This window comes from Planotetraspora thailandica, from assembly GCF_016863335.1.
GTDB classification, from domain to species: domain Bacteria; phylum Actinomycetota; class Actinomycetes; order Streptosporangiales; family Streptosporangiaceae; genus Planotetraspora; species Planotetraspora thailandica.
The window spans coordinates 18,780-41,644 of the sequence record NZ_BOOR01000077.1; the positions used below are offsets into that span (position 1 = coordinate 18,780).

Annotated in this window: 20 protein-coding genes; 6 read left to right on the plus strand and 14 right to left on the minus strand. The window is 68.6% G+C overall.

The genetic code is table 11. The features are described from left to right. Positions 1 to 13: 13 nt before the first annotated feature. From Pth03_RS37000 to Pth03_RS37020, 5 genes are read right to left on the minus strand one after another with little or no spacing between them, the layout of a single operon-like run. The gene (locus tag Pth03_RS37000; RefSeq protein WP_239119664.1) at positions 14 to 3,004 is read right to left on the minus strand and encodes a glycoside hydrolase family 2 TIM barrel-domain containing protein; all 2,991 of its coding nucleotides are present in this window, start codon (positions 3,002 to 3,004) and stop codon (positions 14 to 16) included. A gap of 1 nt (position 3,005) precedes the next feature. Then, positions 3,006 to 3,833, minus strand: coding sequence for a carbohydrate ABC transporter permease (locus tag Pth03_RS37005; protein WP_203949155.1), 828 nt, complete (start codon positions 3,831 to 3,833; stop codon positions 3,006 to 3,008). After that, positions 3,833 to 4,804 carry a carbohydrate ABC transporter permease gene (locus tag Pth03_RS37010; RefSeq protein ID WP_203949156.1) on the minus strand — a complete coding sequence of 324 codons (972 nt, stop codon included), beginning with the start codon at positions 4,802 to 4,804 and terminating at the stop codon, positions 3,833 to 3,835. The genes Pth03_RS37005 and Pth03_RS37010 overlap by 1 nt, the downstream gene beginning before the upstream one ends. A 1-nt stretch (position 4,805) precedes the next feature. Further along, a complete protein-coding gene (locus Pth03_RS37015; protein ID WP_203949157.1) occupies positions 4,806 to 6,071 on the minus strand; it encodes an ABC transporter substrate-binding protein in 1,266 nt (421 codons plus the stop codon). Between the two features lie 11 nt (positions 6,072 to 6,082). Continuing rightward, positions 6,083 to 7,021 carry a carbohydrate kinase family protein gene (locus tag Pth03_RS37020; protein WP_203949158.1) on the minus strand — a complete coding sequence of 313 codons (939 nt, stop codon included), beginning with the start codon at positions 7,019 to 7,021 and terminating at the stop codon, positions 6,083 to 6,085. A gap of 166 nt (positions 7,022 to 7,187) precedes the next feature. Between Pth03_RS37020 and Pth03_RS37025 the strand changes: the two genes are divergently transcribed. Genes Pth03_RS37025 through Pth03_RS37035 form a run of 3 tightly spaced genes read left to right on the plus strand, consistent with a single transcriptional unit; the run spans position 7,188 to position 12,385 of the window. Next, positions 7,188 to 7,940, plus strand: coding sequence for a DeoR/GlpR family DNA-binding transcription regulator (locus Pth03_RS37025; protein WP_203949159.1), 753 nt, complete (start codon positions 7,188 to 7,190; stop codon positions 7,938 to 7,940). Beyond that, a complete protein-coding gene (locus Pth03_RS37030; protein ID WP_203949160.1) occupies positions 7,937 to 9,277 on the plus strand; it encodes a 6-phospho-beta-glucosidase in 1,341 nt (446 codons plus the stop codon). The genes Pth03_RS37025 and Pth03_RS37030 overlap by 4 nt, the downstream gene beginning before the upstream one ends. 6 nt (positions 9,278 to 9,283) lie before the next feature. Then, positions 9,284 to 12,385 carry an alpha-mannosidase gene (locus Pth03_RS37035; RefSeq protein ID WP_203949161.1) on the plus strand — a complete coding sequence of 1,034 codons (3,102 nt, stop codon included), beginning with the start codon at positions 9,284 to 9,286 and terminating at the stop codon, positions 12,383 to 12,385. Between the two features lie 80 nt (positions 12,386 to 12,465). Here the strand turns inward: Pth03_RS37035 and Pth03_RS37040 are convergent, their stop codons facing one another. From Pth03_RS37040 to Pth03_RS37065, 6 genes are all read right to left on the minus strand, one after another. After that, positions 12,466 to 12,897 (minus strand): DoxX family protein, encoded by a 432-nt coding sequence (locus Pth03_RS37040; RefSeq protein ID WP_239119660.1) that lies wholly within the window; start codon positions 12,895 to 12,897, stop codon positions 12,466 to 12,468. Positions 12,898 to 13,003: 106 nt separating this feature from the next. Beyond that, complete coding sequence (locus Pth03_RS37045) at positions 13,004 to 13,192, minus strand: hypothetical protein (RefSeq protein WP_203949162.1); 189 nt, start codon at positions 13,190 to 13,192, stop codon at positions 13,004 to 13,006. Between the two features lie 408 nt (positions 13,193 to 13,600). Continuing rightward, positions 13,601 to 14,410 carry a Cof-type HAD-IIB family hydrolase gene (locus Pth03_RS37050; protein ID WP_203949163.1) on the minus strand — a complete coding sequence of 270 codons (810 nt, stop codon included), beginning with the start codon at positions 14,408 to 14,410 and terminating at the stop codon, positions 13,601 to 13,603. Next, positions 14,407 to 15,849: a glucose-6-phosphate dehydrogenase gene (zwf, locus tag Pth03_RS37055; RefSeq protein WP_203949164.1), complete on the minus strand. Its 1,443-nt coding sequence runs from the start codon at positions 15,847 to 15,849 to the stop codon at positions 14,407 to 14,409. The genes Pth03_RS37050 and zwf overlap by 4 nt, the downstream gene beginning before the upstream one ends. A gap of 290 nt (positions 15,850 to 16,139) precedes the next feature. Then, positions 16,140 to 16,658, minus strand: a complete 519-nt coding sequence (locus Pth03_RS37060) for a DUF421 domain-containing protein (RefSeq protein WP_203949165.1) — start codon at positions 16,656 to 16,658, stop codon at positions 16,140 to 16,142. 217 nt (positions 16,659 to 16,875) lie between these two features. Beyond that, a complete protein-coding gene (locus Pth03_RS37065) occupies positions 16,876 to 17,280 on the minus strand; it encodes a thiamine pyrophosphate-binding protein (protein ID WP_203949166.1) in 405 nt (134 codons plus the stop codon). 191 nt (positions 17,281 to 17,471) lie between these two features. Here Pth03_RS37065 and Pth03_RS37070 point away from each other — a divergent pair, with 191 nt between their 5' ends. Further along, complete coding sequence (locus tag Pth03_RS37070) at positions 17,472 to 18,269, plus strand: DinB family protein (RefSeq protein WP_239119661.1); 798 nt, start codon at positions 17,472 to 17,474, stop codon at positions 18,267 to 18,269. Between the two features lie 5 nt (positions 18,270 to 18,274). Further along, positions 18,275 to 18,646, plus strand: a complete 372-nt coding sequence (locus Pth03_RS37075) for a hypothetical protein (protein WP_203949168.1) — start codon at positions 18,275 to 18,277, stop codon at positions 18,644 to 18,646. Here the strand turns inward: Pth03_RS37075 and Pth03_RS37080 are convergent. After that, a complete protein-coding gene (locus Pth03_RS37080) occupies positions 18,621 to 19,184 on the minus strand; it encodes a GIY-YIG nuclease family protein (RefSeq protein WP_203949169.1) in 564 nt (187 codons plus the stop codon). The two genes, Pth03_RS37075 and Pth03_RS37080, sit on opposite strands and share 26 nt — an antisense overlap. Continuing rightward, entirely contained in the window at positions 19,181 to 19,987 is an 807-nt protein-coding gene (locus Pth03_RS37085; RefSeq protein WP_203949170.1) for an SMI1/KNR4 family protein, read from the minus strand. Before Pth03_RS37085 ends, Pth03_RS37080 begins: the two co-directional genes overlap by 4 nt. Before the next feature lie 665 nt (positions 19,988 to 20,652). On the opposite strand from Pth03_RS37085, the gene Pth03_RS37090 reads away from it, so the two are divergent. Further along, positions 20,653 to 21,822 (plus strand): ISAs1 family transposase, encoded by a 1,170-nt coding sequence (locus tag Pth03_RS37090; protein WP_239119662.1) that lies wholly within the window; start codon positions 20,653 to 20,655, stop codon positions 21,820 to 21,822. 116 nt (positions 21,823 to 21,938) lie between these two features. On the opposite strand, the gene Pth03_RS37095 is transcribed toward Pth03_RS37090, so the two are convergent. Next, a complete protein-coding gene (locus tag Pth03_RS37095) occupies positions 21,939 to 22,784 on the minus strand; it encodes a class I SAM-dependent methyltransferase (RefSeq protein ID WP_203949171.1) in 846 nt (281 codons plus the stop codon). Positions 22,785 to 22,865: the final 81 nt, after the last annotated feature.

Consider the following 22,865-nt stretch of genomic DNA (forward strand, 5'->3'; position numbering starts at 1 on the left):
AGACTCCTCCGCTTCACGTGAAGGACAGGACCCAGGACCAGGTGTAGGTGCCGGGACCGACGAGGTAGGGCGCCAGCGTGTCGGGCCCGCAGGAAGCCGTGCCCAGGCCCCGGTGGGCGGCGTCTACGTGCACGACGCACCGCGTCAGCGGGACGAGTTCGTCGTGGTGCAGTGCCGCCGCGAGATCGGCGTCCCGGTGGCGGGTGACGCTCACCTGGCGCGGCTCGTCGAGATGTACGGCGAGCCGGGCCGCGCCGCCGGTCAGCGCGAACCGGCGCACCGCGTGCCTTCCGCCGCTCTCCTGCGGCCTGGCGTGGGGAGTGAAGAGCCTGTCCACGTCCGCACGGTACGCGCCGACCGGGCCGCCCGCGCAACGGTCGGGATAGGTCTCCCAGGGGCCCTGCCCGAACCATTCGAACGCGTCGAAGCCCGCCGCCGTCTCCCACACCGAGCCGATGCGGGGCACGTCGGCCAGCGCGTCGGGCAGCACGGCGGTCTCCTCGATCAGCACTCCGCCGACCGTCGGCGTAAGGACCTGCTCGTGCGCGATCGAGACGCCCCCCGCCGCCGTGTAGCGGGCGCGGACGACGACCCGCTCGCCGTGCCGTACGACATCGAGGGGTTCGCGGGTCAGCGCGTGCAGGCCCAGTTCCTCCCAGCGGGCGGCGTGCCCGCCGATGCGGTCGTTGTCGGTCGGCGCCCGCCACAGGCTGAGCGTGGGCGGGCTCGCCAGCAGGGGGTGGACGAGCAGTCCCTCCCCGTCGACCTCGACCGGCCACGACCCCACGCCGGCACCGGCGATCTGCTCCCCCGCGCGGGTGATCAGGTCACGGTCCTCGTCGCGCACCTTGATCTGCGGCAGGCACATCGTGGTTCCGGCGGGCGCCCAGGGCAGGTCGTCCCTGGTGGTCACCCTCAGGGTCAGCCACACCTCGCCGGGACCTGCCGGCGCGGCCAGCAACTCGGGCGGCACGTCGACCGTCGCCGAGCCGCCCGGCGGGATCGGCGGCAACTCGGCGGGGACGGTACGGAGCCGGTCGGCGGCTGTACGACCCGCCACCGCATCGCCGGAGGCGCTGAGCTCCCATTCGGCCGCCAGCCAGGACAGATCTTTGAAGTGCTGCCTGTTGTGCACCAGCACCCGGGAGGAGCCGTCGGGCTCGATCCGCACGGGGCCGGCGAGCTCGCGGTGCTCGTACATCACCGGCTTGGGCGTGCGGTCGGGGAAGACCACGCCGTCGATGCAGAAGTTCCCGTCGTTGGGGTCGTCGCCGAAGTCCCCGCCGTAGGCCCATCGGTAGCCGGGCTCGGCGACACCCGCCGCGTATCCGCCGTCAGGGGCGGGACGGCCGTCGGTCACCCGCTGCATCAGGCCGTGGTCCCAGAACTCCCAGATGAAGCCGCCCTGCAGGCCGGGGGTGGACTCGATGGCCGCCCAGTAGTCGGAGAGCGAGCCGTTGCTGTTGCCCATCGCGTGCGAGTACTCGCAGAGGATGAGCGGCCTGGTCTGCCTGCCGGAACGGGCGTAGCCCACGATGTCGTCGATCGAGGCGTACATCGGGCACGCGATGTCGCTGGCGGCTCTGCCCGATTCGTAGTCGTACCTGATCGCGCCTTCGTACTGGAGCGGCCGGGTCGGGTCGTAGCCGCGCAGCCAGCCTGCGGCGGCGTCGTGGTTGACGCCGTAGTCGCTCTCGTTGCCGAGCGACCAGATGACGACGGACGGGTGGTTCTTGTCCCTGCGCACCATCCGCGACACCCGGTCCAGGAACGCAGGCAGGTAGGCCGGGTCGTCGGCGAGCTCCGTCGCGTACGCGTGGCTCTCGACGTTCGCCTCGTCGACGACGTACAGCCCCAGCTCGTCGGCGAGGTCGAGCAGCGCCGGGTCGTTGGGGTAGTGCGAGGTGCGCACGGCGTTGAAGCCGAACTGCTTCATCGTCACGAGGTCGGCGCGCATGTCCTCGGCCGAGACCACCCTGCCGGTCCGCGGGTGGAAGTCGTGCCTGTTGACCCCTCTGATGTAGACGCGAACACCGTTGACCAGCAGGTCCCTGCCCACGATCTCGACCGTCCTGAACCCGACCCGGTGCCGCGACTCGTCGGCCACCGTCCCGTCGGGACGGAACACCCGCACGGTCAGCCCGTACAACTCCGGCGTCTCCGCGCTCCACGGGCGTACGGCGGGCACGGTGGCGCGCAGCCTGACCCGGCCCAGCCAGCCGGACACCTGTTCCCGCTCGGCGGCCAGGGCGGCGAACTCCTCGTCGACCGGCAGCTCGACCTCAGGCTCAGGGCCGTCCAGCCAGGCGGACACGCGCCAGCCTTCGGGCAGCAGGCCGCCCGCCGATCTGACCCGGACCTCCACGGTCAGGTCGCCCGCCCCGCCGTCGGCGAGACCGGAGCTGATGTGGACGTCGTCGAGATACAGCGGGTCGGTGGAGTAGATGCGCACGGGGCGGGTCACGCCGCCGTGCCACCACTGGTCCTGGTCCTCGACGAAGGTGGCGTCGGACCACTTGACCACCGTGAGCCCGATGGTGTTGGGCTCGCCGGGCCGTACGGCATGGGTGACGTCGAACTCCCCGGCGAGGTGGGAGTCCTTCCCCATGCCGACGTCGATGCCGTTCACCCGCGCGAGCACGACGCTCTCCGCGGCTCCGACGTGCAGGACGACGCGGCGTCCCGCCCACTCCGCGGGCACGTCGACCTCCCGCTCGTAGACGCCCGTCGGGTTGACCGCCGGCGGGTGCGGAGGGAGGTCCGGCCAGGGCATGTCGAAGTTGAGGTACTGCGGCAGATCCCTCACGCCGTGGACGTCCTCGAAGTCCTGCATCGTCCAGCAGCCGGGGACGTCGATCTGCGCCCACCGGTCGGACAAGGACGCGTCCGGGCTCGGCAACAGCTGGAACCGCCACCGGCCGTCGAGCGTGATCCCACCGCGCGGTACGGCATGCGCGGGCAGGCGGCGCCATCCGGTGATCTCGGGGGCCGCCCATACGGGCATGTCAGCCACGCAGGGCCCCCTTCATGGCATCGGCGACGAAGCCGCGGGCGAACACGGCGAACACCACGACCAGCGGTGCGATGGCGAGGAGCGCACCGGCCATGACCATGCTGAAGTCCGTGTTGTGCGACGTGTTGAGCTGCGAGAGCGCCACCTGGAGGGTCACGTTCGACGGGTCGGTCATCACGATCAGCGGCCAGGCGTAGTCGTTCCAGGCCCCGATGAAGGTGAAGATCCCCAGGAACGCCAGGCCGGGGCGGATGGCCGGCAGCGCGACGTTCCAGTACTGCCGGAAGAACCCGGCGCCGTCGAGACGCGCGGCGGCGATGAGCTCGTCTGGCACCGCGCCCTTGATGTACTGGCGCATCCAGAAGATGCCGAAGGCGTTGGCCGAGGCGGGGACGATGAGCGCCTTGACGGTGCCCACCCATCCGATGTTCACCATGATGACGAACTGCGGGATCAGCGACAGCTGCGCCGGGAGCATGAACGTGAGCAGCAGGATGCCGAACAACGCCCGGTGCCCGGGGAACTTGTACTTCGCGAAGGTGAAGGCCGCGAGCGAGTCGAAGAACAGGACCAGCACGGTCGTGCAGCACGCCACGATGACCGTGTTGAGCAGCGACCCCATGAAGTCGATGTTCTCGAAGACCCGGGCGATGTTGGAGAACAGTTCGGGCCCGAAGACGAGCTTCGGCGGCGTCCGGTACATGTCCCGCGTGGTGTTGGTCGCCATGACGGCGGTCCAGTAGAACGGGAACAGGGAGATGAGGACGCCCGCCAGCAGCGCCAGATGCAGGGCCAGCCTCTTCAGGCGAGTCGCGGTCACTACGCCGCCCCCTTGTCGCGGCGCTGGACGATGCGCCAGTTGATGGCGGTGAACAGCAGGATCACCAGGAAGACGGCCCAGGCGATGGCGGCGCCGTACCCGTAGTCGTTGTTGCTGAAGGCCTCGCGGTAGAAGTACAGGATCGCGGTGAGACCCGCCTGCCCCGGCCCGCCGGAGTTGGGGTTGATGGAGGCGTTGCCGCCGAACAGGACCTGCGGCTCGGTGAAGGTCTGCATTCCGTTGATCGTCGAGACGACGACGGTGAACAGGATGATCGGGCGGAGCTGCGGGATCGTGATCCGGAAGAACGTCTGGACCGGCCCCGCTCCGTCGATCTTGGCGGCCTCGTACATCTCCGTCGGGATCGCCTGCAGGCCGGCCAGGTAGAGGATGGCGTTGTAGCCCGTCCACTGCCAGGTGATGAGCCAGGCGATGACGAGTTTGATCGTCCACTCGTTGCTCAGCCACGGCACCGCGCCGATGTGCAGCCAGCCCAGGATCGCGTTGATCAGGCCCTGGTTGGTGCTGAAGACCGCGCCGAAGACGATGGCGATGGCCACCAGCGAGGTGACGTTCGGGATGAAGTACGCGATCCGGTAGAACGAGGTGAAGCGGACGCTGGAGTTGAGCAGGACCGCGAGCACCAGCGCCAGGAACAACATCGGGATCGTGGACATGATCCAGATCACGAAGGTGTTGTACAGCGACAGCCAGAACGTGGAGTCCTTCACGAGGAACTCGAAGTTGCGTAGTCCCACGAACTGCATGTCGCCGATGCCGTCCCAGTGCTGGAACGCGAGGTACAGCGAGAAGAGCACGGGCACCAGGCCGAACACCAGGAACAGCACGTAGAACGGCGAGATGGCCAGGTAGTGCGGCCAGTAGGTTCTCAGCGCCCCCCGCCGGCGCCCCGCCGCGGGGCGTGGCCCGGGGGGAGCCTCGCGGGGAGGCGTCGTGCGGGTGTTGGTCACGTCAGTTCACACCCTGACGCTCGGCGATCTCCTTGGCCTTGCTGACCGCGTCGGTCCAGGCGGTGTCGGGGTTCTTGCCCTTCGCCCAGACGCTGAGCACCTCATCGAAGAACGGCGCGGAGACGGCGGCGTCGGACGGCGCCTCATAGCTGACCGGGATCTTCTGCGCGGCGTCTCCGAAGACCTCGACGGTCTTCTGCCCGCCGAAGTACGGGTCCGGAGCGGTCAGCGCGGGCAGCGTGTAGGCGGCCGGGCTGGAGGGGAAGAGGGCCGCGTCGGTGAATCCGCGGGCCTGGTTCTCCGGGCTGAGGAGCCACGTGATGATCTGGAAGGCCAGCTGGGGGTTGCGGCACTCCTTGGGCAGGGCCAGGAACGAGCCGCCGTAGTTGGAGGGGCCGCCGGGCATGGCCGCCACCCGCCACTTGCCTGTGTCGTCGGGGAGGGCGTTCTTGAGGTCCTGCCCGCGCCACGCTGCGCCGAACAAGGACGGCGACTTGCCCCTGCTGGCGGCAGTGAACTGGTCCTGCTCGCCGGCCTGCGGGGCGGCGATGCCGAGCTGGATGGGCTTGATCGCCAGGTCCCAGGCGTTGCGGATGTGGTCCTGGTCGCCGATGAACTTGCCGTTCTCGTCGATGAAGCGCTTGGTTCCCTGGCCGATGACCATCTGGAAGATCGTGGGGATGTCCATGACCATGCTCGCGCCGGTGTTCGCCTGCTTCATCTTCACGCCGGCCGCGTAGTAGTCGTCCCAGGTGGACATGGCTGCGGCCACGTCCTCTGGCTTCGAGGGCAGCCCCGCCTTCTCGAAGTCGGCCGGGCGGTAGTACATCGCGGTGGGGCCGATGTCGATCGGGAAGCCGATGAGCTTGCCGTCCTTGGTCGAGCCCTGCTTCCACTTCCATTCAACGAACTGGGACGCGAGCTTGTCGGCGCCCAGCGTGTTGAGGTCGATGAACCGGTCGGCCTGGACCAGCAGGGACGCGATGTCCTCGCCCTTGACGCCGGTGATGTCGGGCACGAACCGGCGGCCGGTCAGCGTGGTCACCAGTTTCTGCTTGAAGTCGCCGCCGATCACCGAGGGCTTCAGCTTCGTCTGCGTGAAGTGCTTCACCGCGTCGGCGACGACCTTGTCGCTGAGGCCCGCGGGCCAGTACCAGAGAGTCAACTCCTTGGCGTCCGACCCCGAACCGGAGCCGCACGCGGCCAGCGCGGCCGAGCCGGCGGAAAAGAGGGCGACCTGAAGAAGCCGTCTACGGGAGAGTTCCATATCAGGGCCTTTCACTCAGGGATGACATCAGAAAGGAATGCGTGGTCACGGCGCAGGTCCGGGTCGCTGACGTCGCGCCACCAGCGGGCGATCCCGCTCCAGCCGGGCGCCGCCATCGACCCGCCGATGCCCTGCACCGACAACGCGGCCGACAGGTTGGCGAACCGGAGCCGGTCGGCGAGCGGCCACCCGGCGAGCGTGGCGGCGACGAGGCTCGCCCCGAACACATCGCCCGCACCGGTGGGGTCGACCGCGTCGACGACCAGGCCGGGCACCCGGGCGGACTCCCCCGTGGTGGCGTCCACGGCGAGCACACCCTCGACTCCGCAGGTGACGACCGCCAGCGGCACCAGTTCCGCCAGCTTCGCCAGCGCGGCCTCGGGGGTGTCGGTCCGGGTGTAGCTCATCGCCTCGTGCGCGTTGGGCATGAAGGCGTGGCATCCGGCGAGCTGGTCCAGCATCTCCGGAGACCACTCCTGCGACGGGTCCCAGCCGAGGTCGGCGAAGATCAGGCCGCTACCGCGGGCCGGGGCTGAGCCGAGGTGGATGATCGACGCGCGGGCCTCGGGAGGATCGGCGAGTGATCCGTCCGCGCTCGCGGGCGGGTCCTCACCGTGGGTCACCAGCGCCCGGTCTCCCTGGTAGGCCAGGGAGACGGTCACTGGCGTGCTCCAGCCGGACAGGCGCCGCGACGGGGACAGGTCGACACCCTCGGACTGGAGGGTGTCCCAGCAGTAACGGCCGTAGGAGTCGTCTCCGAACGCGGCCGCCAACGATGTACGCAACCCGAGCCGTCCGAGTGTGACGGCGAAGTTGGCGATGCCGCCGGGCCCCGACGCCATGCCCGTGGTCCACGTCTCAGTGCCCAGCTTGGGCGCGTCTTCAAGCCCGGTGAAGACCAGGTCGTAGAAGAGCAGCCCAGACAGGAACACGTCCACGTCTGCGGTCATGCGGCATTACCCACCTTGTGAGAATAATGAACTGGTTTGTGCTGGATTGGCGCCAACCGAGTACGCAGGATCGTGCACCTATGAGCAGTCCTTTAGCAAGAGTCTGACTGAAATTGCTCAGATTGACCTCTGGATGTGCGCGACTTTGCGCGCTAAGGTCGCTGACATGCTCAGGGACCGACGGCACGAGTTGATATTGCGCATCCTCCGATCCGATGGCCCGGCCACGGTCGAGCTGCTCGCGGAACGGCTGGACGCGAGTCACGCGACCATCCGGCGCGACCTCGTGCAGCTCGGCGAGGAGGGGCTGCTCAGGCGGGTGCACGGCGGCGCGATGCCGATCGACGACAGGGACGACCCGTTCGTGGACGTCGCGGAGGTCAGGTCGGCGGAGAAGGACGCGATCGCACGGCGCTGCGCGGAGCTCGTCAAGGACGGCGAGACCGTGCTGCTCGACATAGGCACGACCGCGCACCGGGTGGCCCGGCAGCTCAAGGGCCGCTCGCTGACGGTGATCACGAGCAGCCTCGCCGTGTTGGACGAGCTCCACGACGAGGAGGACGTCCAGGTCATGCTTCTGGGAGGGATGCTGCGGCGGGACTATCGGTCGCTGGTCGGCTTCCTGACCGAGGACAACCTGCGGCAGGTCCACGCCGATCGGCTGATCCTGGGCACCAGCGGGGTCCGTCCCGGTGGGCATGTCATGGACACCACCGTGGTGGAGGTCCCGGTCAAACGGGCCATGATCGCCGCGAGTGACCAGGTGGTCCTGGTCGCCGATGTCGGCAAGTTCCCCGGGACGGGCATGGCCAAGGTCTGTGAGCCAGGTGATCTGGACATCGTGGTGACGAACGCGCCCGTGGAGCCGGTGACCGGCGCCGCGTTGCGCAAAGCGGGGGTAGAGGTGATCGAGGTATGAGGCTGACCATTCTCGGTGGCGGGGGCTTCCGGGTTCCGCTCGTCTACCGGGCGCTCCTGGCGGACCGGGGGAAGGGCAGGGTGACCCATGTGACCCTGTACGACCTGGACGCCTCCAGGATCGCGACGATAGGCAGGGTGCTCGCCGAGCAGGCGGAGGGCGTCGCCGACGCCCCGGAGGTGCACGTCACCACCGACCTCGACGAGGCCCTGACCGGAGCAGACTTCGTCTTCTCCGCGATCCGCGTCGGCGGGCTCGAGGGCCGTGCCGTAGACGAGCGGATCGCCCTGGAGGAGGGCGTGCTCGGCCAGGAGACGGTGGGGGCCGGCGGCATCGTCTACGGCCTGCGCACGCTCCCCGTGACCGACCACATCGCCCGCAGGGTCGCCGCGCTCGCCCCCGACGCCTGGGTCATCAACTTCACCAACCCGGCCGGCACGGTCACCGAGGCGATGTCCCGCCACCTGGGCGACCGCGTTATCGGCATCTGCGACTCGCCGGTCGGCCTGGGCCGCCGCGTCGCGTCCGCGCTCGGGGTGGACCCGGCCGCCGTCTGGCTCGACTACGCGGGCCTCAACCACCTGGGCTGGCTGCGCGCCGTACGCGTCGAAGGCCGCGACCTGCTCCCCGGCCTGCTCCAGGACGAGGACGCCCTGACCTCCTTCGAGGAGGGCAAACTCTTCGGCGCCGAATGGCTGCGCACGATCGGCGCCATCCCCAACGAGTACCTGCACTATTACTACTTCAACCGCGAGGCGGTCACGGCCGCGCGAGCGGCCCGGCAGACGCGCGGGGCGCTGCTCATCGACCAGCAGCGGCGTTTCTACACCGAGACGACCGGCTCCGCGCTGGGCCTGTGGGAGACCACGCGGCTGGAGCGCGAGACCACGTACATGGCCGAGAACCGCGAGGCCGTCGGCGCCGGGGAACGCGAGTCCTGCGACCTGGAGTCCGGTGGCTACGAGCAGGTCGCCCTCGCGCTCATGCGGGCGATCGCCCTCGACGAGCGCACGACGCTCATCCTCAACGTCCGCAACCGCGGCTCCCTCGGCGCGCTGGACGGCGACGCCGTGGTCGAGGTGCCCTGCCTCGTGGACGCCAACGGCGCCCGGCCGGTGGCCGTCGACCCGCTCCCCGACCACGCCCAGGGCCTGGTCAGCAGCGTCAAGGCGGTCGAGCGCGCGGTCATCGAGGCGGCCACCACCGGCTCCCGCCAGGCCGCTGTGCGCGCCCTGGCCGTTCACCCGCTCGTCGACTCCGTCAAACTTGCCGGACGGCTCCTGGAACGTTACGAGCAGGAGCTCCCTCAGCTCGGCTACCTCCGCGGAAGGAACTGAACACCGATGCACGATGACCGCGAGCTCGTCGAGGCGCGGATCGACCGGGTGCTGCGCCAGCGCGTCGCCCCCGCGGTCCATGCCGAGCGCGTCCCTCTGACGCTGGCGGCGTGGCACGTCCCCGACGAGCCCGTGCCCGTCGCGGAGGCGCTGGCCGCGGACTACGAGCCGTTCGAGGCCGGCACCCGTTGGGGTCGTCCATGGTCCACGACCTGGCTCCGCGCGACCGGGACCGTACCGGCCGAATGGGCGGGGCGCCGGGTCGAGGCCGTCTTCGACCTGGGCTTCATCGGCGACTGGCCGGGCGGCCAGGCCGAGGCGCTCGTCTACGACCTCGAGGGAAGGCCCGTCAAGGGCATCGAACCGCAGAACCAGTACGTGCCCGTCGCCGGCCCCAGCAGGGGCGGCGAGCAGGTCGGGTTCCTCCTGGAGATGGCCGCCAACCCCGACATCCTCGCCGGCGACTTCCTCCCCACCCCGCTGGGCGACAAGGCCACGGCGGGAGACGAGCCGCTCTACCGCTTCGCCTACGCCGACCTGGCCGTGCTCGACGAGAACGTGTGGCACCTGCGCCTCGACATCGAGGTGCTCAAGGAACTCATGGTGGAACTGCCCACCGACAGCCCGCGCAGGCACCAGATCCTCCGCGCGCTCGAGCGCTGCATGGACGCCATCGACATCCAGGACGTCTCCGGTACGGCGGAGCAGGCTAGGGCGCTCCTCGTGGACGTGTTGTCCTCGCCCGCGCACGCGAGCGCCCACACCGTCTCCGCGACCGGGCACGCGCACATCGACAGCGCGTGGTTGTGGCCGATCAGGGAGACCAAGCGCAAGACCTCCAGGACGTTCTCCAACGTCACGGCGCTGGCCAAGGACTACCCCGAGTTCGTCTTCTCCGGCCCGCAGGCTCAGCAGTACACGTGGGTCAAGGAGCGCTACCCGGAGATCTTCGAGCGCATGCGCGAGGCGATCAAGGCGGGCCAGTGGGTGCCCGTCGGCGGCATGTGGGTGGAGGCCGACGGCAACCTGCCCGGCGGCGAGGCCCTGGCCCGCCAGCTCGTGCACGGCAAGCGGTTCTTCATGGACGAGTTCGGAGTGGAGACCCGCGGCGTCTGGCTGCCCGACTCCTTCGGTTACTCCGCCGCCTACCCGCAGCTCGCCCGCCTCGCCGGGAACGACTGGTTCCTCACCCAGAAGATCTCCTGGAACCAGACCAACAAGTTCCCCCACCACACCTTCTGGTGGGAGGGGATCGACGGCACCCGGATCTTCACGCACTTCCCGCCCGCCGACACCTACAACGGCACGTTCAAGGGCGACGAGCTGGCCCATGCCGTACGGAACTATGCGGAGAAGGGTGCGGGCGTGCGCTCGCTGCTGCCCTTCGGCCACGGTGACGGCGGTGGCGGCCCCACCCGCGAGATGCTGGAGAAGGCCCGGCGCCTGCGCGACCTCGAAGGCTCCCCACGCGTCGTGATCGAGGACCCCAACGAGTTCTTCGCCGCGGCCCGCGCCGAACAGCCCGACGCGGCCGTCTGGTCGGGCGAGCTCTACCTGGAGCTGCACCGGGCCACCTACACCAGCCAGGCCAGGACCAAGGCGGGCAACCGCCGCAGCGAGCACCTGCTGCGCGAGGCGGAGCTCTGGTCGGCGACCGCCGCCGTGCACGCCGGGTTCGCCTACCCGCACGAGGAGCTGGACCGCCTCTGGAAGATCGTGCTGCTGCACCAGTTCCACGACATCCTGCCCGGCAGCTCGATCGCGTGGGTGCACCGCGAGGCCGAAGCGACCTACGCCCAGGTGCGTACCGACCTCGAGGCGATCATCTCGGCGGCCGCCGAGGCTCTGTCCGGGACCGGGCAGGCCTCCTGGGTGCTCAACACCAGCCCCGAGGCGCGCGCCGAGGTCGTGACGGTCCCCGCCGAACTCGCGCCGCAGGGCGGCCAGACGCTCGCTGACGGCTCCACCGCCATCTTCGCCGAGGTGCCGGGTTCCGGCGCGGTACGGCTCGGCGCCGCCGCAACGCCCCCAGCGCGGGTGACCGTGACGGGAACTGTGATCGACAACGGCCTGATCCGGGTGGAGATCGACGAGGCGGGGCTGTTCACCTCGGTCAGGGACCTGGTCGCCGACCGGGAGGTGCTCGCCCCCGGCTCCCGGGGCAACCTGCTGCAGCTCCACACCGACTTCCCGAATCACTGGGACGCCTGGGACATCGACCGCCACTATCGGCGACAGCACGTCGACCTCGTCGAGGCCGACTCGGTGACCGTGACCGAAAGCGGGCCGCTCGTCGCAGCCGTCAGGATCGAGCGCTCCTTCGGCGCGTCCAGGATCGTCCAGACGGTCCGGGTGAAGGCGGGCAGCCCGCGGATCGAGATCGAGACCGAGATCGACTGGCACGAGCGCGAGAAGATCCTCAAGGCGGCGTTCCCGCTGGACGTGCACGCCGACCGCTCGGCGTCCGAGATCCAGTACGGCCACATCTTCCGCCCCACGCACACCAACACAAGCTGGGACGCGGCCAGGTTCGAGGTCTCCAACCACCGCTGGATCCACCTCGCCGAGCCCGGGTACGGCGTGGCCGTCGTCAACGACTCCACCTACGGCCACGACGCCGGCCGCACCACCCGGCCGGACGGAGGGACGACCACGACCGCCCGGCTCAGCCTGGTCAGGGCGCCCCGCGTCCCCGACCCCGAGGCCGACCAGGGCACGCACCGCCTCACCTACGCGCTGGTGCCCGGCGCGGCCGTCGCCGACGCCGTCGCGTCGGGATACGCCCTCAACATGCCGCTGCGGGTGCTGCCGGGCGGCACGGGCGACGCCCCCGCGCCGATGGTGACCACGCAGGGCCGTGCCGTACGGGTCGAGGCGGTCAAGCTGGCGGACGACCGCTCGGGCGACGTCGTCGTCAGGGTGTACGAGTCGCTCGGCGGCCGGGCCGCGACCCGCCTGCTTCCTTCCTTCCCGGTCACCTCGGTGGAGGTGAACGACCTGCTGGAGCGCCCGCTGGGCGACGAGTCCGTCGACGTGGACACCGACGGAGCCATCCCGATCAGGCTGCGGCCCTTCCAGGTGCTGACCCTGCGGCTGCGTCGCGCCTGAGTCACCACGGCCTGCCGGCTTCGGCCGGCAGGCCGTCCTCTCGGGCTCGTACGGGCCGAGATGTTTTCCGCCGAAACGCCCTACCGCCCATGCGCGCGGGTGGTCTCCCTGCGCCCCTGCCACAGTCTGTCGGCGGCGAGGGCGCCTCCGCCGCAGAAGGCGATGGTGAGACAGGCCGCCGCGAGGACCAGGACAAACTCGAAGCCGCCCTCGCTTACGAAAAGGCCCTTCTCGCCGTGAACGAAGACAATCGCTCCCAGCATGTTGAGCGCGAGCAGCGTACCGAACACCGGGAGCAGCAGCCCGAGCACCAGAGCCACGCCTCCGACTAGTTCGAGGGTCGCGACCGCAACGGCCGAAATTGCGGGAAGAGGAACGCCTACTGACTCGAAGAACCTGGTGGTGGCGCCGAGGCCCGATACTGCGAACTTGTTCCACCCGTGTGCGATGAAGATGACGCCCAGTGCGAGGCGAGTGAGAAGGAGCATGATCGGCCGTACCTTCTCCGTCACTGGAATCCCTCCCCTCAACCTTCACGTACCTAAACAGGAACGTCGCGAGCGGTGAGAGTTCAGGGCTAACAGCCTTGTTTGCGACGCTATGTCCAGCTCATTGGCCCTACAACCCTGTTCGGTCGATGATCCGCTCAGTAATCCGTGTGGCGGAGCCGCGAATCATCGCAATGATCGGCAGCGCGAACGTGATGACCGGCCCGAGCTGGATCAACGAGTGGAAGGCCCCGCCTGCGCCGATGGACAGCAGCACGGGCACGTATAACGCGATCTGCTGCTCTGAGACCCGCAGCACCGGCCACCTACGGCGGGACAACCCCGACGTCATTCTCCGCCGGTCGACTCGCCGGACGCTGTGGTCATCCCAGGTCAAAAGCCCTTACCTCGAAGACTTCTTCAGGAGCAAGTAGCTAGTCTGGGTGCACTGCAACGTTGCCAGCCAATCGCGACGGCCGGTCAGGTCCTCGTCGCGGCGGCCCGACGGCGGCGCGCCCTGACCGGCGGGGCCACAGCGGTGGCTCAGGCGGCCCGGACCCACCGGGCGGGCCCATCCGCAAGCCCGGACGCGGAGGGTTGAATCGCGGAGTTCACCACGCTTACGGCCGCGTTGTACCGCAGCGAGGAGGCCCGCAAGTTCCACGGTGTGGCGCCCGGTCGTTCAGGTTGGCCGCCGGGCTCGGGCGTGCTCCGCCGATCTTCCAGCTCAACCACGGGGCAGCACGTACCGCTGGACCGCGTTGGCGAAGCCCTCGTCGTCGTTGCTGGTGGTAATCCGGTGCGCGGCACGCTGTACCTCCATGCTGGCGTTGCCCATCACGATGCTCAGCCCGGAATGGGCGAACATGAGCACGTCGTTGGGCATGTCGCCGATGGTGGCGATCTGTTCGGCCGAAATGCCGTACTTGGACGCCAGGTACTGGACAACGGTGCCCTTGTTGGCATGGGGATGGGTGATGTCCAGGTAGTAGGGCTGGGAGCGGGCGGCCGAGACGTGGTCTCCGAACTGCTGATGCGCGGCGGAGGATGCCGTCGCGACCGTATCGTGGTCGTCGCTCACGCCGACGATCTTGGCGATGTCCTCGGTGAGGTCGTCATAGTCCGTCACCGGGGTCGGCGGGAACTGTACGGTCCGCGCTTCGCGGTCCACGTGCGGCCCGCTCAGGTCGCGGACGAACCAGTCGGCGCTGCGGTACAGCCAGACATCCAACCCGAACGACTCCAGCAGCGTGATCGCCGGGGCGACCACCTGGGGCGGGATGACGTGCTGCTCGATCACGGACATGTCGGGGTTGACGAAGAGGCCGCCGTTGAACGCGGCCATCGGGGTACTGAGTTGCAGCGGCTGGATCAGCATGGACATGCCGCGGGGCGGCCGGCCACTGGTGATAGCGAACAGGATGCCGGCCGCCTGCAACGCGCGTACGGCCTCGATGGCGCGGTCGGTGAGAACCTTGTCGTGGGTCACCAGGGTCCCGTCGACATCGGCGACCATCAGGCGGATGGGCGGTGTCATGGCGTGTCCGGCAGGTACCAGTGGTGCGGCGAGATAAGCCGGTGGATGGACTCCGGACCCCACGATCCGCGGGTGTACGGCTCCACGGGTGGCGGATCGTCCAGCAGCCGGGCAGACACCTGCCAGAGTCGCTCGATGCCGTCGGCGCGGGTGAACAGCGACTGGTCGCCCAGCATCGCATCCAGGATGAGTCGTTCGTACCCCGCCAAGGCGTGCTGGACGCAGAACGAGTCCGCGTACCGGAAGCTCATGGTCGCCTCGCCGAGGCGCATGGCGGCGCCGGGCTCCTTGGCCAGGAAGCGGGCCACGATCCAGCCTGGATCGTCGAAGTCGATCACCAGCTGGTTGCTGGGCGCAGCCTGGCCGGTACCGGGATCCAGCGCGAACATACGCATGGGTGGCTGTTTGAGCCCGAGAGTGATCACCCGTCGCTTCTGCCCGAGTGATTTGCCGGTGCGCAGATAGAACGGCACCCCCGACCAGCGCCAGTTGTCCACCTCGACGCGTGCGGCGATGAACGTCTCGGTCTGCGAGCCGGCGTCGACGCCGGGCTCGTCCCGGTACCCACGGTACTGGCCGCGAACCACGTGGGTGACGTTCAGCGGCGGCATCGCCTCGAAGACCTTGGTCGTCTCGTCTCGCAACTGTTTCGCCGCCAGCGAGGTGGGCGGCTCCATCGCCACAAACCCCAGCACCTGGAACAGGTGCGTGACGATCATGTCCCGGAACGTGCCGGTCTGCTCGAAGAAGCCGGCGCGGCCCTCGATCCCGATCGTCTCCGGCACATCGATCTGTACGTGGCTGATGTGGTCCCGGTTCCAGATCGGCTCGAACAGTCCGTTCGCGAACCGGAGGGCGAGAATGTTGGCGACCGACTCCTTGCCAAGGAAGTGGTCAATGCGGAACACCTGGGACTCGTCGAAAGTGGCGTGGATGGTCTCGTTGAGCGCGTGGGCCGACGCGAGATCCGTGCCGAACGGCTTCTCGATGATGACGCGGGCATTGCTGGCGAGATCCGTATCGGCGAGCATGCCGATCGTGGGCGCGAAGGCCACTGGCGGTACGGCCAGGTGATACAGCCGACGTGGCTGCCCGCCGAGCGCCTTCTCGGCTGCGGCCACCACGTCGAGCAGCGGTTGCGGCTGGGTCGGCTGGGCGGCGGCGAAGGACAGCGAGTTGGCGAACTCACGCCATGCCTCACCGGTCGGCTCCGCCAGCCCGAACTCGGCCACGGCGTCCTTGGCGTGCTGGCGGAACTCGTCGTCGGTCAGCGCGGACCTGGCCGAACCGATGATCCGGTACCTGGCCGGCAGCAGGCCCGCCTTTGCCAAGTGGAACAGCCCGGGGAGCAACATGCGTCTCGCGAGATCCCCGGTCGCACCGAACAGCACGATCACGTAGTCGTCGCGAGGTACGCCACTCTCCCGCTGCGGCGCCATAAATTCTCTGGTATGGGAGCCGGGTGCTCCATGCCGTACGCTCATGATCTTGGTTGCTTCGGCCGTCGCGGTTACCCAAGTTCCCGTACCCCGCTCGACGGGTCATACACCGAACACGCGCAACTGGGGCCACACCGGAGACCGTGTAGCTATGAGCGTCGAGCGAGAGAAGCAGGCCGCGGCAGAGGCTGCCGCGGAGTACGTGGTCGACGGCATTACGGTGGGCCTTTGGTACCAGCAGGGCCGGCCCGGGTGCGTGGCAGCGCATGGAGCTGGTGTTCCTGGCCGACTCATGACAGGTCGCGCAGGAGTTCCGTGTCGGCGGGGGCGGCGCCGCGCCGCACGACCGACACCTGGCCCCGTTGTTCGAATACCACGAACCGCACCGAGGCGAGCTCGTCAACGCCGTGCTGGCGCAACAGGCCATACAGGTCCTGGCGGGTCAGGCCGCTGCGGCGAAGCTCGGCGTCCAGCACCTTGCCGTCGGCGACCAGCAGTCGCGGCGGGTGGTCGATCAGCTTGGCCAACAGCGGCCGGAAGCGCAGCCGCGCGGTGAGCCGATGGGCGAGGAGGATCGTTATCAGGGTCGCCGCGCCGGCCAGGTAACCGGCATCATGCGCATTAGGCACCCGACCGACGATAGCTCCGGCGGCGACGGCCGCGACGAAGTCGAACGCCGACATCTCGGCCAGCGTCCGACGTTCACCGATGCGGAAGCAGACCACGGCAGTGACGTATAGCAGCAGGCTCTTGGCCACGACCCACCACAGGTCGTGCAGGGATCCGAACACCATCGACACGGTCCGCACGTCCCCATCCGAGCGCACGGCAAACGCCGGACGGTGGCCCGGGTGGCATAGCAGCAGCTGCAGGCTCTCGTCAGTGATGCGGTTCTTCGAGTAGTCGAGATACAGCCCGGCCGCCTCGGCGCACAGTCGCTCCCCGCGCTGCGGGTCCTCAGCAATTGCAAAGATCGTGATACATGTTCATCCGGGCGAGGCCGCCACGGCGGTCATGTGTTCGCGGCTACTTGTTCCCGGGCGGCCTGCGGCCCTGGGCGAACCAGTCGTACACCTCGTCTGGGACGTAGAAGTCGATGTCCTCGGGAATGCCGAAGAATCGTTTGGTCTCCTGTACGGCCTGCGGGCCGAGTGGCTCGCCGTGCGCCTTCGCGGTGTCTTCCACCGGGGAGCCGTACCCGATGTGGCTGTGCACGACAACCAAAGTGGGACGCTCGTGTTCGGCCAGAAAGCTGTGCAGTGCCCGCTCGACAGCGTCGAGGTCGTTGGCGTCCGCGATGGTCGTCACGTTCCAGCCGTACGCCAGGAAGCGCTCGGCCACGTCCTCGGTGAACGTGATGTCGGTGTGGCCCTCGATGGTCGTGTGGAATCCACAGCCTGACCGGCTGAGCCGCTCACCAACCCCGCCCACCGCCGCTGCGCAAGGGGCTCGCTGCCACCAGCCCACCCACTGTCCGATTTCCGGATTAGGCACTCACTCCGCGGCTGGCCTATGTTGCCCAAGCGAAGCGGGACGCCGTGGTGAGCACGTTCCACACAGTTGGCCCCGAAACTTAGTTGCCAAAGGTGGCGCGGGCGGGACGGGTGCGGAAGACTGCCTCGATGGCTGCTGAGTACGCCCAGAGTGACCAGTTCCGTGGTGCCCGTATCCACCTGTGCGACCTTGCCGGTCTCGAGATCCGCGATTGCGAGGTCAGCGGTCTGAAGATCGTCGACTGCTATGGGAGCGACGTCTACCTCGGTGGCGACTTCGAGCGTCTCGTCGTCAACGACGTCGACGTGACCGCCTACGTCGAGGCCGAGCTCGACCGGCGGCACCCCACGCGGGTGCTGGCGCGTGACGCCGCGTCCCCCGACGACTATCGGGCTGTTTGGGATGCCATCGAGACGCTGTGGGCGGCGACACTCGACCGCGCCAGGCTGTTGCCCGAGGCCAAGCTGCACGAGCAGGTCAACGGCGAGTGGTCGTTGGTCGAGACCCAACGGCACCTGCTGTTCGCCGGCGATGCCTGGCTCGGCAATGCCGTGCTGGAGGAGGAAGCGCCGTACCACCCGTTGGGCTTCCCTTACGGCGGGATGCCGCCCGACGCGACGGCGAAGCTCGGTCTCACCCTCGAAGCCACCCCGACGCTCGACGAGGTGCTCGCGCCGCGGCTCGCCCGCATGGCCACGATGCGGCGTGTCGTCGACGGGCTCACCGAGGCCGAGCTCGATCGGGTATGCGGTCGCAGGCCGGCGGACCCGTATCCCGACCATGAGTACGTCGTGCGCCGCTGCCTCAAGGTGGTGCTGAAGGAAGAGGCCGAGCATCACCGTTATGCGGTGCGCGACCTCGCCGTGCTCGAGACCGGCTGCGGCGGGGGTTCGCGCTCGAGTATGCAACGCTCAGCTGGAACGTGATCGGTGTGATGATCCTGGCCATCACCGCAATCAAGGCCCGGTCGGTGGCGCTGGCCGGGTTCGGCCTGGACTCGTTGATCGAGATCGGCGCCTCGGCAGTGGTGGTGTGGGAGCTGTCGAGCACAGGCGAGTCCCGGCAGCGCCGGGCGCTACGGCTGATCGCCTACGCCTTCATCGCCCTGGCGGTCTACCTGCTGGTCCAATCCACCTGGGTCCTGGCCTCCGGTCATCGCGCCGCGCACAGTCCCGCCGGGATCGGTTGGACCGCCATCACCGCCGCGGTCATGTTCGCCCTCGCGGCCGGCAAGGCCCGTACCGGCGCCGCCCTGGGCAACCTGGTGCAGGGCTGGCCTAGAAGAACTCGCGCCGCAGGTTAACCCGGTTGACCCGCCGCTCGCCCAACTCGTCGTGGAGCCGCCCTTCGAGGGAGACGGCGTCCTCGCTGAAGATCAGCGCGTGGATGTCAAACTTGAACGGCACCGAGGCGTCGCCCAACTCCCGGACCCGGTCCTCCGGCTCAAGACGGCGCGTCATGCCGATCTTGACGACGCTCTCACCGAAGGCGCCGACGTTGGAGATCACGTAGACGTAACCGGCCCGGATATTGGCCTCACGGGTTTCGACATCCGCGACCGCGGCTCCGATCTCCTCCAGCTTCGCCTTCAACTCCGCCGCCCCGGCTTCGTCCCCCTTCTCCAGCAGCTTGGCCAGCGCGGAACGATAGTGCGACTCCTCCTTGCGCAGGCGCGTCTTCTCGCGCTCGAACTCCCGCCGCGCGGCTTCCTCCTCGCGCTGCTGTTCGCGCTGCGCCCGTATCCGCTCCTTCTCCTCCTCGACCTTGGCGAGATAGTCCGCGGTCAACTCGAGCTCGTAGACCCCTAACCGGTGATAGTCGTCGCTGACGTGGATGTTCATGGTCTTGCCGAGCCGTACGATCGCATCATCGACTCGTGTGGTGCCCAGGGATCAGGTGCAGGGGACAGATACTGAAACTCGCCGGGACGAGGGTCCAGTGGATAGGGGCCGGCAAACGGGAACCCATCGTCGCCCCGCTGTAGCCCGTACTCATCCCACTGCAGATGGCAGCCTTCCACCCACCGCCACAGCCATTCGGCCAGCGTCGGTGCGACATGATGAATGCCCTGCTCGGGCGGCGGAGATTCGGGCAAGTGCTTGTCCCAGGCGTCCCAGTCGTAGTAGTAGACGGGGTATGGAGCGGTCAGCGAGACATACCAGTAGCAGGAGCATCCTGCGGGAGCCAGTTCCACCCACTGGGGCAGGCCCTCGCGACGATCGTTCTCGTAGACATGAGGCACTGATCGCGGTGGATAAGGGCTGCTCTGATCGGCGATCAGATGGGTGAATCCGTCCATGCGCGGCCCGAAGCCGCCGATCGCGATCTCGGTGTACATGCGTCGCAGCAGCTTGGGTAACGGCCGGCCCAGCACGTGTTCTACGGCGGTGACCTGCGTATCAGTCGCCGGCGCCAGGGGCGCCTGCCGCGGGGCATCCTGGTAGTGCTCCATAGCGGCCCATGATCCGGCAGGCAGCCAGACGCTGGTGGCGGACCGGGTGTAGGGGCCGAATTCCTGGTAGAGGTCGAGGTTGGGGTGACGCCGGTCCAGCCATTCGCACGAGACCTCAACCTCGTCGAAGCGCTGGGCGGGGTCGTAGGCGCGCTCACGCAGCACGTCCAACAGTCGATCATCATCGAGCATGCCGACATTGTGGCCACAGCCTCTGACAAACCACCCGCTGTATCTGGTTCCCTGCGACCATCTGGTTACAAGGAAAAGGCAGCTGCCTCGTCAGGGACGCGCCCTCCTGGTCAATTGGTAGATGCGAGCTGGCGGCGGCTGATCGTGTAAGTCGACGTTGCTGTACGGGTTGCTGTACAGCACTCCTCCGCGGGCCCACGACCCCTTCGATGCGAAGCAAATCCGGTGAGTCGATCTAAGTCGGGCTGAGTCGAACGGGGACGCCCTCACCTGCATGAACGCCCAGAGGAAGTCGCGATGAGTCCAGGAGCATCGCAACGTACTGGCTCCCTGATTTGGCTCCCCTGACTCCCCTTCAGGAGGCTCTTCTCGCGCATAATCCGAAGTGAACGGACGGTCCCGAGTGAGAGCCGCTGTACCACGTACTGAGCTGCAACCATCCTCGTCGGACCTTCGAGCTGAGCCGTCCTCCGCCCCCCTGACCCAGGGTCCCGGCATAGTGGCGTGATGGCTTGTTTATGACCGGGTGTCTGGTTCGCTCACCGGGATGCGGCGCAGGCACGGTTCCAAGATCATGTGGGTGTCGAATCCAGTGATCGCTGCGGAAGACCGTGCCTGCCTTGTCATCATCCTCGATCAGCGCCGCCCTGGAAGAGCTTTCACGTTTGCCGGCCAGTGACCGCGCGCTGCTGTCGGGCCAGTGCCCAGGCCTGGCGGAGTACCTGGCATGGGTGCCGGATCCGCGGAATCGGCGCGGCGTGCGGCACAGCCTGACGTCGTTGTTAATGGCGGCGGTGCTGGCCGGGGCGACGTCGTTCACCGCGGTCGGCGAGTGGGTCGCGGATGCGCCGCCGCAGGTCCTGGCCGCTCTGGGCGTCCGCCGTGATCCGCTGACCCGGCGGTTCGTGCCGCCGGATGAGGCTACCATCCGCCGCGTGCTGGAAGCCGTGGACGCTGACCGGCTGGATGCCGCCGTCGGGTCCTGGCTGGATGCGCGGCTGCACGCCGCCGGCCAGGCAGCAGGACACGGGCGGCGCCGCCGGCGGGCGGTCGCGGTGGACGGCAAGGCGGTGCGGGGCACCCGTCACGCCAGCGCCGACGGCCAGCCGGTGCACCTGCTGGCCGCCCTCGACCAGCGCTGTGGTGTTGTGCTCGGCCCGGTCCGGGTGGACGGCAAGACCAACGAGATCACCCGGTTCGCGCCGCTGCTCGAGCCGCTGGACCTGGCCGGGTGCGTCATCACCGCCGACGCCCTGCACACCCAGCGCGAGCACGCCGAGTTCCTTGTCACCGGCAAGAGGGCCCATTACATCCTGGTGGTCAAGAAGAACCAGCCGGGCCTGTACGCCCAGGTCAAGAACCTGCCCTGGCGGCACATCCCGGTCGCCTCCCGCCAGCACAACCGGGGCCATGGCCGCCAGGAGCACTGCACCCTCAAGGCCGCGGCCGTCGCCGCCGGGCTCGCCTTCCCGCACGCCGCACAGGCCATCTGCCTCACCCGTCAGATCCGGCCGCTGGACGGCGGGAGGTGGCGGACCGTCACCGTCTACGCCATCACCAGCCTGGACGCCCACCAGGCAACCCCCGCCCAGCTCGCCGCCTGGATCCGCGACCACTGGCAGATCGAGGCCCTGCACCACCTCCGCGACGTCAGCTACGGCGAAGACGCCTCCCAGATCCGCACCGGCAGCGGACCCCAGGCCATGGCCGCCCTGCGCAACCTGGCCATCGGCATCTTGAAAACGGCCGGGCACGCCAGCGTCGCCGCCGCCTGCAGGCACCACGCCCGGGACGCCACCCGGACCCTCGAAACCCTCGGACTGCGCCCAGCATGAGCAAAGCGGACACGACGCGGCTACGCCGAGGCCCTGGAGGTTGCTGTACTCCTCTGCCGTACCGTCACCGCCTGGCCCTCGCAGACGGTGAAGTTGCCGACGTGGCCTGCGCTCGCTCAGGTGACCCGCGCGGCCACCAGGGTCTCGAAGGTATAGGGCCGCAGGCCATCGGTACGGCCGGCGAAGTACCGCTGCTGGAGGTCTGCACGTGCGGGGTGGTCCACGACCTTTAGCCCGCACCGGCTGATCAGCCTCTCGATCTCGGATACCGGCCAGCCAGGCTGAAGAGGCTCGCCGGCAGAAGCCGCGATCGGCGTGTAGATACGGGCGAATTCCGTCCCCGCGTCGTCGAGCGCACAGTCCTCGGCCCGGTAGGAGAACACCACCTCAGACCCGGGAGCAGCCGCCGCGATCGTGCGCAACGTTGACTCGATCGCCTGTGCCGTCAGATAGGGGGCGACGCCCGTCCAGCAGAACATCGCCGGCTGCGCCCAGTCGAACCCAGCCGGGCCCAGAACATCCTGAACCGGTCCGGCCTCGAAATCAACCGGCACGAATACCTGCGAGTCGCTGAGCGGCAGGCCGAGCTCCCTGACCCGCTCGAGCTTCCAGGCCTGGGAGGTAGGGTGATCAACCTCGAACACCGTCAGCGAGCCGAGCAGATCCGGCCGCCGCCACGCAAACGAGTCAAGCCCCGCGCCAAGAATCACGTACTGCGTGAAGGAACCAGCAGCCAGCCGGTCCTCGGCGTACCGGCTGCGGGTGCAGACAGCCGCACGGGACTCGCTGCGGACCGGGCCGGGGAACAGCGGATCGAACTGGTCTCGCAGCTGCTGCCATACCGGGCCGACAAGCACCAGGGCCAGCACATCGTCCAGTACCCACGGCGACGCCGTCTCCAGGCGAAACAATCCACGCGACACGGCCGCAAACATCGCCGTCCTGCTCGGCGCGCTTTCCATGCATTCCTCCTCGCCGGCCAGAACCCAGCATGCTGGCCACGCCCGGCCACTCCGGCGCACTTCACAGGATGCGCCTGGAGC